General features: G+C 43.7%; 13 protein-coding genes. 11 read left to right on the plus strand and 2 right to left on the minus strand.

Going from position 1 to position 15,472, the window contains the following annotated elements; genetic code table 11:
* From trpB to R7E42_RS17085, 3 genes are all read left to right on the plus strand, one after another.
* A partial coding sequence (gene trpB, locus R7E42_RS17075) for a tryptophan synthase subunit beta (RefSeq protein WP_005376781.1) occupies window positions 1-1,191 on the plus strand: 1,191 nt, incomplete at its 5' end.
* Window positions 1,191-1,997, plus strand: coding sequence for a tryptophan synthase subunit alpha (trpA, locus tag R7E42_RS17080; protein WP_318072859.1), 807 nt, complete (start codon window positions 1,191-1,193; stop codon window positions 1,995-1,997). The genes trpB and trpA, both read left to right, overlap by 1 nt.
* 196 nt (window positions 1,998-2,193) lie before the next feature.
* The gene (locus R7E42_RS17085; protein ID WP_005376777.1) at window positions 2,194-2,889 is read left to right on the plus strand and encodes a Crp/Fnr family transcriptional regulator; all 696 of its coding nucleotides are present in this window, start codon (window positions 2,194-2,196) and stop codon (window positions 2,887-2,889) included.
* Between the two features lie 126 nt (window positions 2,890-3,015).
* On the opposite strand, the gene R7E42_RS17090 is transcribed toward R7E42_RS17085, so the two are convergent.
* Complete coding sequence (locus R7E42_RS17090) at window positions 3,016-4,557, minus strand: long-chain-fatty-acid--CoA ligase (protein ID WP_033905678.1); 1,542 nt, start codon at window positions 4,555-4,557, stop codon at window positions 3,016-3,018.
* A 543-nt stretch (window positions 4,558-5,100) separates the two neighbouring features.
* Between R7E42_RS17090 and R7E42_RS17095 the strand changes: the two genes are divergently transcribed.
* The 8 genes from R7E42_RS17095 to R7E42_RS17130 all read left to right on the plus strand — a co-directional run bounded on the left by R7E42_RS17095 (window position 5,101) and on the right by R7E42_RS17130 (window position 12,779).
* The gene (locus R7E42_RS17095) at window positions 5,101-6,360 is read left to right on the plus strand and encodes a dicarboxylate/amino acid:cation symporter (RefSeq protein ID WP_222712504.1); all 1,260 of its coding nucleotides are present in this window, start codon (window positions 5,101-5,103) and stop codon (window positions 6,358-6,360) included.
* 156 nt (window positions 6,361-6,516) lie between these two features.
* Window positions 6,517-7,701 (plus strand): acyl-homoserine-lactone synthase, encoded by a 1,185-nt coding sequence (locus R7E42_RS17100; protein ID WP_318072860.1) that lies wholly within the window; start codon window positions 6,517-6,519, stop codon window positions 7,699-7,701.
* On the plus strand, window positions 7,694-10,234 hold the full coding sequence (locus R7E42_RS17105; protein ID WP_318072861.1) for a hybrid sensor histidine kinase/response regulator: 2,541 nt from the start codon (window positions 7,694-7,696) through the stop codon (window positions 10,232-10,234). Before R7E42_RS17100 ends, R7E42_RS17105 begins: the two co-directional genes overlap by 8 nt.
* A gap of 111 nt (window positions 10,235-10,345) precedes the next feature.
* Window positions 10,346-10,588 (plus strand): hypothetical protein, encoded by a 243-nt coding sequence (locus tag R7E42_RS17110; RefSeq protein ID WP_005376770.1) that lies wholly within the window; start codon window positions 10,346-10,348, stop codon window positions 10,586-10,588.
* A 198-nt stretch (window positions 10,589-10,786) separates the two neighbouring features.
* Window positions 10,787-11,350, plus strand: a complete 564-nt coding sequence (locus R7E42_RS17115; protein WP_213894013.1) for a septation protein A — start codon at window positions 10,787-10,789, stop codon at window positions 11,348-11,350.
* A gap of 225 nt (window positions 11,351-11,575) precedes the next feature.
* Window positions 11,576-11,971 carry an acyl-CoA thioester hydrolase YciA gene (yciA, locus tag R7E42_RS17120; RefSeq protein WP_005376768.1) on the plus strand — a complete coding sequence of 132 codons (396 nt, stop codon included), beginning with the start codon at window positions 11,576-11,578 and terminating at the stop codon, window positions 11,969-11,971.
* Window positions 11,972-12,086: 115 nt separating this feature from the next.
* Complete coding sequence (locus R7E42_RS17125; RefSeq protein WP_005376766.1) at window positions 12,087-12,383, plus strand: YciI family protein; 297 nt, start codon at window positions 12,087-12,089, stop codon at window positions 12,381-12,383.
* A gap of 3 nt (window positions 12,384-12,386) precedes the next feature.
* Window positions 12,387-12,779, plus strand: a complete 393-nt coding sequence (locus R7E42_RS17130; RefSeq protein WP_005386726.1) for a GspS/AspS pilotin family protein — start codon at window positions 12,387-12,389, stop codon at window positions 12,777-12,779.
* A 133-nt stretch (window positions 12,780-12,912) separates the two neighbouring features.
* On the opposite strand, the gene metE is transcribed toward R7E42_RS17130, so the two are convergent.
* The gene (gene metE / locus R7E42_RS17135) at window positions 12,913-15,195 is read right to left on the minus strand and encodes a 5-methyltetrahydropteroyltriglutamate--homocysteine S-methyltransferase (RefSeq protein WP_318072862.1); all 2,283 of its coding nucleotides are present in this window, start codon (window positions 15,193-15,195) and stop codon (window positions 12,913-12,915) included.
* Between the last annotated feature and the right edge of the window lie 277 nt (window positions 15,196-15,472).

The raw sequence follows: 15,472 nt of genomic DNA on the forward strand, positions 1-15,472 counted from the left end.
ATGGCAAAACTGAATGCCTACTTTGGCGAATACGGCGGTCAGTACGTTCCGCAAATTCTAGTTCCAGCGCTGGAGCAACTAGAGCAAGCGTTTATCGACGCGCAAGAAGATCCAGAATTCCGCAGCGAATTCATGACGCTTCTTCAAGAGTATGCGGGTCGTCCAACGGCTTTGACTCTAACTCGTAACCTAACCAAAGGTACGAAAACCAAACTGTACCTAAAACGTGAAGACCTACTTCACGGTGGCGCGCACAAGACCAACCAAGTGTTAGGTCAAGCTCTGCTTGCAAAACGCATGGGTAAAAACGAAATCATCGCAGAAACGGGGGCAGGCCAACACGGTGTAGCAACTGCACTAGCGTGTGCACTACTTGGCCTTAAGTGTCGCGTTTACATGGGTGCAAAAGACGTTGAGCGTCAAAGCCCGAACGTATTCCGTATGAAGCTAATGGGCGCAGAAGTTATTCCTGTCCACTCGGGTTCAGCAACGCTTAAAGACGCATGTAACGAAGCGCTACGCGACTGGTCTGCAACTTATGAAGATGCGCATTACCTACTAGGTACAGCGGCAGGCCCTCACCCATTCCCAACGATCGTGCGTGACTTCCAACGCATGATTGGTGAAGAAACGAAGAATCAGATTTTGGCACGTGAAGGTCGTCTTCCTGATGCGGTTATCGCATGTGTGGGCGGTGGTTCAAACGCGATTGGTATGTTTGCTGACTTCATCGAAGAAGAAAGCGTTCGCCTAATTGGTGTTGAGCCAGCAGGTAAAGGTATCGATACTGACCAGCACGGTGCACCACTTAAGCATGGTAAAACAGGCATCTTCTTCGGTATGAAAGCACCATTGATGCAAGATCCAAACGGCCAAGTAGAAGAGTCTTACTCGGTGTCTGCTGGCCTTGATTTCCCTTCAGTTGGTCCACAGCACGCACACCTAAACGCAATTGGCCGTGCTGAATACGACAACGTGACAGACGATGAAGCGCTAGAAGCATTCCAAGAGATTGCACGCCATGAAGGCATCATCCCTGCACTTGAATCTTCTCACGCCGTGGCACACGCACTGCGTATGGCTCGTGAGAATCCAGAAAAAGAGCAATTATTGGTCGTTAACCTGTCAGGTCGTGGTGACAAAGACATCTTCACCGTACACGCCATCTTAGAAGAAAAAGGAGCAATCTAATGAGCCGTTATGAGAAGATGTTTGCGCGCCTAAACGAAAAGAACCAAGGCGCATTTGTACCGTTCGTAACGGTTTGCGATCCAAACGCAGAGCAGTCTTACAAAATCATGGAAACACTGGTTGAGTCTGGCGCAGATGCCCTTGAACTTGGTATTCCATTCTCAGATCCGCTAGCCGATGGCCCAACCATCCAAGGCGCTAACATTCGCGCGTTAGATTCAGGTGCAACACCAGATATCTGCTTCGAGCAAATCGGTAAGATCCGAGCTAAATACCCAGAGTTGCCTATTGGTCTTCTGATGTACGCGAACCTTGTTTACTCTCGTGGTATCGAGAACTTCTATGAGCGTTGTGCAAAAGCAGGCATCGATTCTGTTTTGATTGCAGACGTACCAACTAATGAAAGTGCTGCATTTGTTGCTGCTGCAGAGAAGTTTGGTATTCACCCAATCTTCATCGCACCACCAACGGCAAGTGATGAAACACTGAAGCAAGTATCAGAGTTAGGTGGCGGCTACACTTACCTACTCTCTCGTGCTGGCGTTACTGGCGCAGAAACCAAAGCAAACATGCCTGTAGGTCATATGCTGGATAGACTGAACCAATTTGATGCGCCACCAGCACTACTTGGTTTTGGCATCTCAGAGCCTGCACAGGTGAAACAAGCACTAGAATCTGGCGCCGCTGGTGCAATTTCTGGTTCAGCCGTGGTCAAAATCATTGAAGCGAACGTTGATCAGCCACAAATTATGCTCGACAAGCTAGGTGAATTCGTTTCTGCAATGAAAGCCGCCACTCAAAAATAATTTCAGTTTGATATGACACAACAACGCCCGCTTAACATTATGTTTAGTGGGCGTTTTCTTACTATCGCGTTTATGCCACGTCATTTTTTGTTCAACGCCCGCACTTTCCAAATCTATCTCAAGCAGAGCACTCAAAGAGTGTTAAGCTTGGGTAACTTAACTAACTCAATAAAGCAATGTGCAGTAAGGTTGCTACATGGAAGAAGTCAAAACACTGCTAGCCAAATGTCCTGTACTATCAGGGCTGCCAGATAAAGGGCTTAGTGAAGCAGCGCAAATGACTAAGGTTCGCTGCTTCGACGAAAAAGCACTGATTTGCAATAAAGGTGCGCTTCAATCTTCTCTTATGGTCATAGCTCAAGGTGCAGTGAGAGTGAACTCAATTAGTTCAAAAGGCAAAGAAGTCACACTGATGATTTTCGAAGCTGGTGGCTGGTTTGGAGACAATGTTTTTTCTCCCGGCATGCCTCGTATTTTTGGTGCGACCGCGCATTCTGACGTGACTGTAATGGAGCTTCCTGGAGATAAATTTCGCCAATTACTCGCCAAATACCCTCAAAGTTACCCCACTATACTCGACTTACTTAGCCGCCGCTTGTGGTCTGCTATTTCTGTTATCGAAGATGACGCGATTAGAGGAATTGAAGAACGAGTCGCCAAAAGGTTGCTGCTACTTGCTGAATACCAACTTAATCAAGCGATCGATACTCGACCATGCGTTGTCAGGGTAACAAGAGAACATATCGCTAACATGATGGGGCTAACTCGTCAGAGCGTACACAAGATACTAAAACGATTAGAAAGTATCGGGATGCTAGAGCTAAACTATGGCTCAGTAACCATTACCAATCCGAAACGCTTAGAAGAATACTTTAAAGAACTCGAGCAATAGATCCATTCAGCAAACGGTAAGTATTGTCTAACGATAGCTAAAAAACTTATGCATCTAATTGGTCAAGAGCACAACACCATTTGCGCTTAGGCAAGTGGCGCTGTGACACAAAAACCATTGAATTGACTAAGCTATATTCAATTCAGATTTCAACTCACGTTTCAAAATCTTTCCTGTCGCACTCATCGGGAGGTGTTCACGAATTTCGACATAACGAGGATATTTAAACGAGGCTAATTGCTCTTTACCCCACTTTTGTAATGAATCGGCGTCAATGTATTCTTTTGGTTTAAGTACAACGTAAGCTTTTATCTCTTCGCCATACTCTTCATTTGGAATCCCTATCACCGCGACCATTGAAACTGCAGGATGAGTCATGAAAACTTCTTCAATTTCTCTGGGATAAACATTAAATCCACCTCGAATGATCAGATCTTTCATTCTATCGACAATAAATAAATTACCTGAACTGTCAAAGCGGCCCACATCACCAGTATGGAACCAACCATTTTGTAGCGCAGATTCAGTAACTTCTGGACGGTCAAGATATCCCTTCATAACATTATGACCACGCACAACAATCTCACCTTCTTCGCCTATCGGTAGTGCATTGCCTTCAATGTCGATAACTCTTACTTCGACGCCTTGAACCGGTTGACCTACCGAGCCTGGTATACGCTCCTGATCCAAATGATTAAAACATGCAATAGGACTTGTCTCCGACAAGCCGTATCCTTCTAAGATCGGCACATTAAATGTTTCTTCAAAGGTTCGAAAGATTTCGGTTGGCAATGACGCACCACCGCTTACTGCAACACGCAATGACGAGGTATCAAATTGATGCTGCACATGAAGCAGACCGATATACATCGTTGGCACACCAGCAAATATCGTCACCCTATGTTTTTCCACCAGCTCAAGAACATGTTTAGGCTCAAACCTAGGCACTAACACCAATGTTGCCCCGCCCAAAACACTAGCATTTAAGTGGACAGTTTGACCAAATGTATGAAATAAAGGCAAAGTTACTAAGTGAATATCATCGGCCTGGCTGCCCATAATATTTTGTGCCACCAGAGCGTTCATTATGATGTTCTGCTGAGTCAGCTCAGCGCCTTTTGGTAAGCCTGTCGTCCCTGATGTATACAAAATCACACAAGTATCATCCGCATTACGCGGTATATAATCCGGCAACGGTTGGACATCAGCTATAAACGCATTGAGAGTTATTACACCATTCCAATAGCTTTCATCTTGAGATTGAGTCAATACGACGATGCCTTCGCATGTATCGACTTGTTCAAAGGCTTTGACACCCTCTTTTGCCATTGGCAGTTCTTTCGTCCCTTCAAAGCAGAAATAAAACTTCGCTTTTGAATCTTCTAAGTGATACTTAATTTCTCGCGCTTTCAAAAGCACATTTAATGGGACTGCAACCGCGCCAGCTTTTTGTATTGCATAATAAACAAACGCGAAAAAAGGAATGTTTGGGCATGAAATCGCAACGCGGTCACCTGGCTTTACGCCTTTATTGATTAAAGACGCTGCGATCTTGCCGGCGATCGCATCAAACTGCGCATAATTTATCTTTTCAGCGCCACATATCAACGCCGTTTTATCTGGTTTACTCGCAGCATTTCTTTGTAACGCAGCAGCAAGATTCATCATAGTCTCTTCACCTCTTACTTGTCTTTCTCGTCTAATCAGCTCAGGAGCATTAACTAAGCAAGTTATCTCTAACACTGGATCGTCAGCATTTGAGTCTCACTAGTCATTACCATTTAACATTATGTTTACAACGCAATTAGAGCCAAGAATGTAAAGCAATTAACATTTCAGAAGACAAATTAATAAAAGTGTGAGCTTGAAAGAGATGAATTGTTATAAATATCAACCCAAGCCACTAAAAACTCTGACTGCAATAGCAAATACAAAAGCGGTTAAAATTAACAAAAAGAAAACAAATAAAGAAAAATAAACTTGAACAATCCCAAGCGCGACCCTTATAAGAAAAATCAATAGCAAACGTTTGCTATTGAACAAAACTTTATCGTTCGTCAAGAAAATATCGATTAATCCATCAATAATACCTTGCTGCATATTGCCAATTGTAAACGATAAGTGTAAAAAGCAAGGCGAGATAATTATCCGTAAATCCATTTATGGTTAGTGGGTAATTTTAGGATTTTACATTTTATTAGCACAGAGGTTATGGAAGTGTTAAAAGAAAAGAGTTTGCTAAACAACATTGGCGTACAAGTCGTAATCGCCATGATCGTGGGCACAGCCGTTGGTGCCATGATGGGTCATGATGCGACAGTGTTCGCTCCTTTAGGTGCTATCTTTATCAACTTAATCAAAATGTTGGTTATTCCTTTGGTCGCTGTAGCCTTGATTTCTGGCGCCGCTGGTCTTGGGAACAGCCAGTCAGCAGGTAAAGTTGGTGTCGTCACTCTAGGTTATTTTGGTTTAACATCCGCCCTAGCCGTTGCGCTTGCACTATTTATGGGTGAAGTATTCCAACCAGGCATGGGTATCGACGTCTCTGGCGTTGAAGGCATGTTTTCAGCAGAATACGCTTCAAAAGGTGAACTACCTACTTTCTGGGCAACCATCACTGGTATGATCCCAACCAACGTTTTCCAATCACTAAATGAAGCAAACATCCTACAGATCCTCGTTTTCTGTATGTTCTTTGGTATTGCGATTTCTAAGCAAGCAAAAGAACGTCGTGAACCAATCATCAATGGTGTTAACTGCATCGTTGACGCAATGGTTTGGATGATCAACAAAGTAATGATCATTGCACCTATCGGTGTATTTGGTCTGATGGCAGAAGCCGTCGGTACGTTTGGTTTTGGTGCGCTAATGGTGGTGTTTAAACTGTTCGTTGTTTACGTTGCCGCCATCCTAATCTTCGGTTTCATTGTTTACCCAGCAATGGTGCATGTTTTCACGAAGACATCTGCGAAGAAATTCCTGTCTTCAATGAAGAAACCGCAAGCAGTTGCGCTTTCAACAGCGTCTTCTATGGCAACACTGCCTGTCACAATGGACACCTGTGAAAAAGAGCTTGGCGTAAAAAATTCAACTGCATCATTTGTTCTGCCTCTAGGCGCAACGATCAACATGTCAGGTAATGCGATTTACTATGGCTTGGTTGCTATCTTCTTTGCTCAACTGTTCAATATCGATCTAGGCATGGGCGCTTACATTGCAATTATCGTAACGTCTACATTGGGTGCTGTTGGTCAAGCGGGTGTTCCTGGCCCTTCTTTCCTAGTGGTTGCCGTGCTTCTTGCCGCTGGCATTCCAATTGAAGGTCTACCGCTGCTATTCGCTCTTGACCGTATTTTCGATATGATTCGTACAGCACTGAACATCACAGGTGATGCTGCATGTGCAGTTATCGTTGATGCGCTAATTGAAGAAGAAACGGCAGAAGCTGAGCTAAAAAAGCAAGAAGCCTAACCCTTTCTTGAATAGACCAAAAACCGCTCATAATGAGCGGTTTTTTTGTCTTTTCTTGCATTACGTAACTATACAAATAGAAACCGATGGCATAAATTTTTCAAAATGATATAAACCATTACAAAATATAACAAAACGTTAGAACTAGGTTACATCATGAGTCTTGAGCAATCTTTGGGATATCTCACCAAAACAAATTTGCCGATCGAATCAAAGCAGCAGGCACTGGTTGACTCAGTTATTCTTACCCTAACGAAACAAAAACGAGATGCTCTTTTTCAACAGGTTGCTCTGTATCGAATAAAACTGCTTAAATCTCTCTTTCCTAAACACGCATCAAAAAGTCTTTCTGCACTATTTGAGTTAATGGATTATCGAGATTTAGTGCAACATTATCCGACAGGTTTCTCCAAAGAGATTCGTTTACTTGAACAACTTGCCGCAGATTGTTACCCGCATTGGATGGTTTTCTGGTGTCAATGCGAGATCGAAGCAATCAAGCAAAAATATCCTTCAAACGAAGCTGCGATTCCTACTCCGCTTCCGTTTGACGACCACAGCTATACTAGCGTGTTAATTGAAGATATCGCAGATTGCGATCTTGAGGTAATGCTGCCAAATCATGCAGCGTTAATGCCGATTTCCAAAGCGATCACACTGAGTAATCTTGAGCTTTTCGTCCAAACTGAACAATGGTTTGAAATCTTGCCTCTTTTATCACTCTCGCAAAAAGGGCAGCACTTTGCGCTCTTGCTCAAATCGTCATCTTCACCAATCATGGTCTCCTCCGCTTTAGTGCAAGGCTGGCATCAACGAAATAACTGGCTCAGTTACTCACCACAGTTTAGTAACGAACAATGGCAGTTTTGCTTTCCTAATCATGGGTACAGTGTTCTCAATCAACTGGGTATTTTGGAGTGTCGTGCTCTAACTCATGAGCACACTCTTATTGAGTTTGATGCTCAGTTTCAATCTCGTGTAAAGAACAGTGAAGCGGTTTGTGAAGTACTGCGTCTTACGGTGGGAGGCAACATTCAACAAAAGCTGTATTTTTTGTATCTGGCGCAAAAAACTATGATGAGCGAGCTCTATAAAGCAGGCTATAAGCTCGGCTTTACCATTATTGAGCAAGTATTTATGTTAAATTTCTATCAATCTATTGATTTAAGTGCCTACTTTCACTCAGGATACCGCGACATTAACGGTGACGGTACCAAGACATACCGCGGTTTCTGGAATTTAGGTATGATGGTTGAAGCATTTCAAGACATACAATTTCGCGACTACAAACATTGCGTACGAACAAAAAGAATGGATAAAAAGGTGAATGAGCATGCTTGATGTTCATTTGCACGGTCTCTTTTACCCAAAAGCAATGGCATTGTACGCGACTGTACTAATAGTATTCGCTTGGCTACTGTATTACTGCTATCGCCTAAAACAGAAGAGTGAATCAATCTTAGGCTCGCATCACGCGCCTTACATCGCTTATTCCAGCTGTATCATTGTTTGGATAAGCAGCAACGCCTATTTCCATACCGATTTATTGCCAGAATTAGGCTCTGTTGGTGGCATTTTTATGGCTAAGTTAGCGAACTTAGCGTCTTTTTTCGCCTTTGCGTTTGCATTCTATTTTTCTTGCCAGTTAACCGCAGATGTTAAAAAAACAGCGGTCAAAGTCTGGCAAAAAGTCGTCTTTGTCGCACTAGCAACGTATTCACTGTACATCAACTTAGTGCCGAATCTTACTGTCGAAAATGTCACCATTAGTGGTCCAAGCCAGTTCGTCATTGAATTTGGCCCACATACCTCATATTTTTTCATTAGTTTGCTAGCTTTCGTGGTACTAACGCTGCTTAACTTGATTGCCATGCGCGCTAACAGCAGCAAGCTCACGCTAGCAAAAAGCAACTATATGATCGCTGGCATTTTGGTATTCATGTTATCTACGGCAGTGATACACCTTGGAATGACGTATTTCCTTGGCGACTTCTCCCTAACTTGGTTACCACCAGCACTTTCAATCAGCGAAATGTTGTTTGTGGGCTATGCCCTACTTACCTCTCGCTTCTACAGCGCTAAATATCTCACGTACTTAACGGTAAGCGCGCTCTTAGTCTGCGCCATTTTTGTTCTGCCGCTAGGGGCGATATTTATTCCTATCTCTGAAGATAACCAATGGCTTGTTGCGGTACCTTTATGCGCGCTTATCGGTATCACTTGGCACTTGCTTTTTAAGCGAGTCAGTCGTTTCGCTTCGTATTTTATTTATGGGAAACGACACACTCCCGTTCAGCAAATCCTTGGGTTAGAGGAAGAGTTTAAACGCTCAATAGATGATGCTATGCATCAGTTGGCATCGTTACTTAACATACCAAACAACAAGCTACAGCTAGTCACTAGCAATTACACAGAAACGTTTTACGAAGAGTACCTGCCGTCAAGCAAGTCAGTTCTCGTGCTTGATGAGTTGTCTGAAGAAATTGATTATGCCTCCTCTTCTAAAGGGTCTATGAGAAAGCTCTACGAGCGTATGCGCTCAAGCAATACTGCGCTCGTTATGCCTCTCTTCGGTCGTGGAAAGTCTGTTACTCACTTACTAATTTCTTCACATAAAATAGATAATAAGCTGTTTTCTAATGAAGAAATCTCAGCTCTGCAAACGTTATTAGTTCGCATCCAGAGCACCATTGAAGCCGATAGAAAGGTACGCCAAAGCCGTGCGCTGGCTAACTCCATTGCACATGAAATGCGTAACCCTCTCGCTCAAGTACAATTACAATTTGAAGCTTTAAAACAGCATATAGAGTCAAACGCCTCACTGGATATGCTAAAAAGAGAAATTGATAAAGGTGAAGCCGCTATACAACGCGGTCGACAACTTATCGATATTATTTTACGAGAAGTTAGCGACAGCTCACCAGAGCATGAGCCTTTAGCTCTCACTTCCATACATAAAGCCATCGACCAAGCAGTAAGCCGTTATGGTTTTGAAAACGATCAAATAATAGAGAGAATTAACCTGCCACAGGCACACGATTTTGTCGCGAAGTTAAATGAGACCCTGTTTAACTTTGTCATTTTCAATTTGATTCGTAACGCTATCTACTATTTTGATTCTTATCCCGACAGTCAAATTGAGATTCGTACCCAGACGGGGGCTTACGAAAACATTCTGATCTTCCGAGATAGTGGGCCAGGTATAGATCGCAGTATCTTACACAAGATATTTGATGACTTTTTCTCGTATCAAAAAAGCGGAGGCAGTGGCTTAGGTTTGGGCTATTGCCAACGTGTTATGCGCTCCTTCGGAGGACGAATAGAGTGCCAGTCTGAATTGAATGAGTTCACAGAATTCTACTTGTATTTCCCAGTCGTACCAAACGCACCAAAACCAGAGACATTAAGAGCACCGGACTTTGATAGCTGGAAAGCAACTGCATCACATTCTGAAAATCATTCAGCTCAACACGTACAAGTATCTAAAGATGCACCAACAGTGCTCATTGTTGATGACAAAGAGGTGCAACGCACCTTGGTACAGATGTATTTAAAAAGGCTGGGAGTCAACAGCTTACAAGCAAATAATGGAGCCTCTGCGGTAGAACTATTCCACTCTCACAAGATTGATCTCGTTCTTATGGATGTCCAAATGCCGGTAATGAATGGATTTGACGCAAGCCAACGGATTAAGCAAATCACATCCTCCGTTCCAATCATTGCCTTATCTGGTGAGTCTGGAGCTAGAGAGTTGGAGCTAATTTCGAAACTCATGGATGACAGACTCGAAAAGCCCACCACGTTAAATGCACTTCAAGTCGTCATCCAAAGATGGTTACAGAACGAGAATTTTGCACCTTCCAACACTTTTTAATTTGCAAATATAGAATTGGCACTAGATGTGCATTATTGGGGTAAATCGAATTATCCAGAAGGTCAAGCAGGCTGCAAATGAGTAGCGTATGAGCTTGATAAGGAGATCGCCATGTTACTTCATCGACATACATACTACGGCTTGATTCATCATGGAATCAAAACACTGTTACTTGATCGCTTAGGCCACTATACAGAAGAAGAGTATCATCAATATCTGAGCCTGATGACTGGTAAATCCACTTGCTTCACGATGTCTCTCGAAGAGCTAGAAGCAACGGTCGATAACTTACTACGGGAAGGCTATTTAGAAGATGTAAAAACGCTTATTTCCCAATATCAACGTGTTGCTTAAGGTTTAAAACTCTCAACTTTATTGCCGCTTCACGCGGCAATTTTTATTCTTTCCATTTGCTGTTTCGACGTGGAAGAAGCTTGCGGGCTGTACGATATACTAAGCGTTACTATTCTTACCTTAACTTCCCCAGTATTCACATCTTGTCAGATTCCGTTAGACTGTCTTCAATTCAACAATTAGGTAGATTTTGCCATCATGAAGCAGATCCTAGACTTTATACCACTCATCGTTTTCTTCGCTTTATACAAGCTGTACGACATCTATGTGGCGACAGGTGCACTGATCGCAGCAACAGGCATTCAGCTTGTCGTCACCTATGCGCTGTATAAGAAAGTCGAAAAGATGCAGCTAATAACATTTGTTATCGTCACTATCTTCGGCGGCATGACCCTTTTCTTCCACGACGACAATTTTATAAAGTGGAAAGTCACCATCATTTACGCGATTCTGGCGATTGGCTTAGCAGTGAGCCACGCATTGGGAAAATCAGCCATCAAAGGTATGCTAGGCAAGGAAATTACGTTACCTGACGCTGTTTGGGCAAAGATTAACTGGGCTTGGGTTGGCTTCTTCTCATTCTTCGCTGGCCTAAACATTTATATTGCTTACGAATTGCCGTTGGATGTTTGGGTTAACTTCAAAGTATTTGGAATGTTGATCGCGACATTTGCCTACATGATTGCGACTGGCTTTTACATTTATAAACACATGCCAAAAGAACAAAAAAATAACTCATCCGATGTGTCCACTGATGATTAAAAACTCAGTTTTGCTATAATCCGCGACTTCACAGCGACCTTAGGGTCGCTGTTTTGCTCCATGTATCAGTAAACCGCTCAAACAACGTACCGTTTTCAGACCATTCTTGCTGCTGTAAACCAACTTTCTCTGGTCCGGTATCTGCGGTTTTTTAAGGACCTTTGGTTCTAGGTATTTACTATGTTGGCGTTTAGTTTGAGCGCCTTTAAGATTTAGGATGTCACAATGAGTCAAGAAATTAGCTCTCCGAAAGGTCAAATGCTGCTTCGTACCCTTGCAATGCCTGCAGATACAAACGCCAATGGCGATATTTTTGGCGGTTGGATAATGTCTCAGCTCGACTTAGCGGGCGCGATTCTGGCAAAAGAGATCTCTTGTGGTCGCGTTGTCACCGTTTCGGTATCAAGCATTACGTTCAAAAAACCTGTTGGTGTGGGCGATGTCGTATGCTGCTACGGCGAATGCACTAAGATCGGCCGCACATCCATGAGTGTCGATTTGGAAGTATGGGTCAAACCCGTCAAAGCTCACGGTGTTGGCGAACGCTTCATGGTTTGTGATGCGACCTTCAACTACGTAGCCATTGACAGTGAAGGTAAACCACGTCCGGTTCAGAATTAGTCAACCTACAACGCTAACAGTTAGAAAGGATCTCACATTTTCTGTTGTTCACTTGTGAGAGACACAAAAAAGGCGTTAAATTAACACTTTACCCTACCAATTAAGGAACTATGCTATGTGGTATGTCATCTTTTCACAGGACGTTGAGAACTCGTTGGAAAAACGCATGAGCGTTCGCCCACAACACTTGGATCGCTTACAAAAGTTACAAGACGAAGGTCGCCTTCTTACAGCTGGTCCGATGCCTGCGATAGATTCTGACAATCCTGGAGAAGCTGGATTTACGGGCTCAACTGTCATCGCTGAATTCGCCTCGCTAGAGGATGCTAAAGCGTGGGCAGAAGCCGATCCTTACGTAGCGGCTGGTGTTTACGATAATGTAATCGTGAAACCGTTCAAAAAAGTGTTTTAATTTATGAAAAAATTACTGTGTCTTTTCTTGGTATTTGGTGCTCTGGCTGGCTGTTCATCAACCGATGATAATCAGCGGCAACTTGAGCTTATGGCATCAAACCGAGCAGGAGTTTTGTCTGCGGGCCTCCCTTTAGAGTACGGTCCACTGCAAATAATGCGTGTCTCATCCAACAAGAATGTTGTAGAGATGATGATGATTTATAACGATGGCGCACTCGGTGCAAAGCCGTTAAATCAAGTACTGAATACCAGTATCTATACCTACTGCAGCAACCCAGAAGTTCGCAAGCAAATTGATATGGGCTTGATGTATCGTATTAAGGTACGTAATTCTCGCGGTCAGTTGATGGCAGATGAGTTGGTTTCCGCACAAACTTGTACTCAGGTGAAGTAGCTACAGTAATTTTTGTTGCTTTCGGCATGAGACGATGATTCGCTATTATTGGATAATCTGAAAACGAAAGTTAACAATTAAGAATAGAAAAACGGAGACCACAGTCTCCGTTTTTATTTGCTGTAACGATGTGTTACGCCAGCTCAGCACGGAGCTTCTTCGCCGCTGAAACCAGATTTGCCAATGCGGCTTCTGTCTCCTTCCAGTTTCGTGTTTTCAGACCACAATCTGGGTTTACCCACAAACGTTGAGCCGGAATTTTTTCTGCCGCTTTCTTGATTAAACCTTCAATCCATTCTTCCGTAGGAATGTTTGGTGAGTGAATGTCATAAACACCAGGGCCAATTTCGTTCGGGTAATTGAACTCTTCAAATGCTTTCAGCAGCTCCATATTTGAGCGAGATGTTTCAATGGTAATGACGTCCGCATCGAGTGCCGCAACCGAATCAATGATTTCATTGAACTCGCTGTAACACATATGAGTGTGAATCTGAGTTTCTGGTTTTGCACTTGCCGCAGAGACCTTAAACGCATTTACGGCCCATTCTAAGTACGCTTTGTGATCGCGTTTTTTGAGTGGTAAACCTTCTCGAATGGCTGGCTCGTCAATTTGAATGATATTGATGCCTGCATCTTGCAGGTCAGACACCTCATCACGTAGTGCCAAAGCAAGTTGCTGCGCAATTTCTTGACGTGTGATGTCTTCACGTGGGAACGTCCAACATAAAATCGTTACTGGTCCAGTCAACATGCCTTTCATCTGTTTGCTGGTTAGCGATTGTGCGTACGTCGACCATTCAACTGTGATCGGTTTTTCACGTTCAATGTCAGCAACTACAATGGCAGGTTTCACACAGCGAGAACCATAACTCTGTACCCAACCAAATTTGGTCGTTTGAAAACCCGCCAAGTTCTCAGCGAAGTATTCCACCATGTCGTTACGCTCTGCTTCACCATGAACTAGCACATCTAGGTCGAGCGCCTCTTGACGTTTTACTGCGTCAGCAATATGTCCTTTAAGTGCTTGGATATATTCAGACTCAGATAATTGACCTGTACGATAAGCGCTGCGCTGCACCCGGATTTCACCCGTTTGAGGAAAAGAGCCGATTGTCGTTGTTGGCAACAGAGGCAAGCCCAATACTTCAGCTTGATGCGCAGCACGCTCCGCGTAAGGTGCGCTGCGCTCGGCAAGTGACGCAGTAATACTGTTTAAACGTGCTTGAACTTGTGGCTTATTCACATGCGTTGCCGTTTTACGTGCTTTGATTGGCTGGCTGTAGGTATCACAAGCGAGAATCGCATCTTGATCACCATCGAGTGCGCGGCCAAGCAAGGCGACTTCTGTTACTTTTTGTTTTGCGAACGCAAACCAGCTTTTCACTTCCTCACTGAGTTCTGTTTCCTGTTCCAGATCAACCGGGCTATGTAGCAAAGAGCATGAGCTCGCAACCCAAAGGTTGTCGCCCAGTTTTTCTTTTACTGGCTGTAGACGTTCAAGTTGCGCACTCAAATCCGAGCGCCACACGTTACGACCGTTGACCACGCCAGCAGACAGCACCCACCCCTCCGGTAGTTTGGCAACCACGTCGTCAAGCTGCTGAGGCGCGGCAGATAAATCGATATGTAAACCATCCACTGGTAGCTTTACAATTTTGTCTAGCGTATCGCTTACGGAGTCAAAGTACGTCGTTAGCAGCACTTTTACATCGCTTCGAATCACTTGGTAGGCTAGCTTAAACGAATCAGCCCATTTGCTTTCTAGCTCCAGTGACAAAATTGGCTCATCAATCTGAACCCACTCAACACCTTGACTTGCTAGCTTTGCCAAAATAGCTTGGTAAGCAGTAAGTAAGCGTGGTAGCAGGGTTAAGCGGTCAAACCCTTCTTCGACCTCTTTGCCCAAGTAAAGGTAACTGACTGGGCCAAGCAAAACAGGCTTCACTTGGTGGCCAGCTTGAAGCGCTTCGTTGACTTCTTCAAACAGTTGCGGCCAGCTCACTTCAAACGTATCGTCCTTGCTGAACTCAGGGACAATGTAATGGTAGTTTGTGTTGAACCATTTGGTCATATCCGATGCCGCAGCGCCCGCACAGCTGCAACCCGCCTGAGATTGACCGCGACCCACTTTAAACAACGTATCCAGGTTAGGGAAACCATCAGCGTGACGCTTTGGCACATGACCCAATAGCAACGTGGTCGTCAGTACATGATCGTACCAAGCGAAGTCGCCAGCGGTGGCAAAACTCAGACCAGCATCCGTTTGTGTTTGCCAGTTTTTGGCGCGTAGATCTGCCCCAACCTTTTTAAGCTCAGCTTGTTCAATTTCTCCTCGCCAGTATTTCTCCTGAGCGAATTTTAATTCTCTTTTTTCACCGATACGTGGATAACCTAATATGTGAGTCGTTGTCGCCATGTCCCTATTCCTTTCTCAATTTTGTTCAATTTGTTTGGATCAGAGCATCTTTCGGTAAAGATTAAGATGTCTGGATGGCTAAACTATCGCTCTCATCTTATATTAGAACAACGTCCATTTATTCAACTTGTTTATTAAAAAAATTCATCATGAAGCGACATGATTCGCAAATAAAAACAACAAATAGACGTCTAGACGTTTACATATCCATTTTTTGTCGTTAAGTTATTTACACGATTGCTATTCTGTTCATAGCGAGCAACAAAGGATGAAAGGA

The sequence above is a fragment of the Vibrio sp. Vb1337 genome (genome assembly GCF_033338715.1).
Classification (GTDB): domain Bacteria; phylum Pseudomonadota; class Gammaproteobacteria; order Enterobacterales; family Vibrionaceae; genus Vibrio; species Vibrio alginolyticus.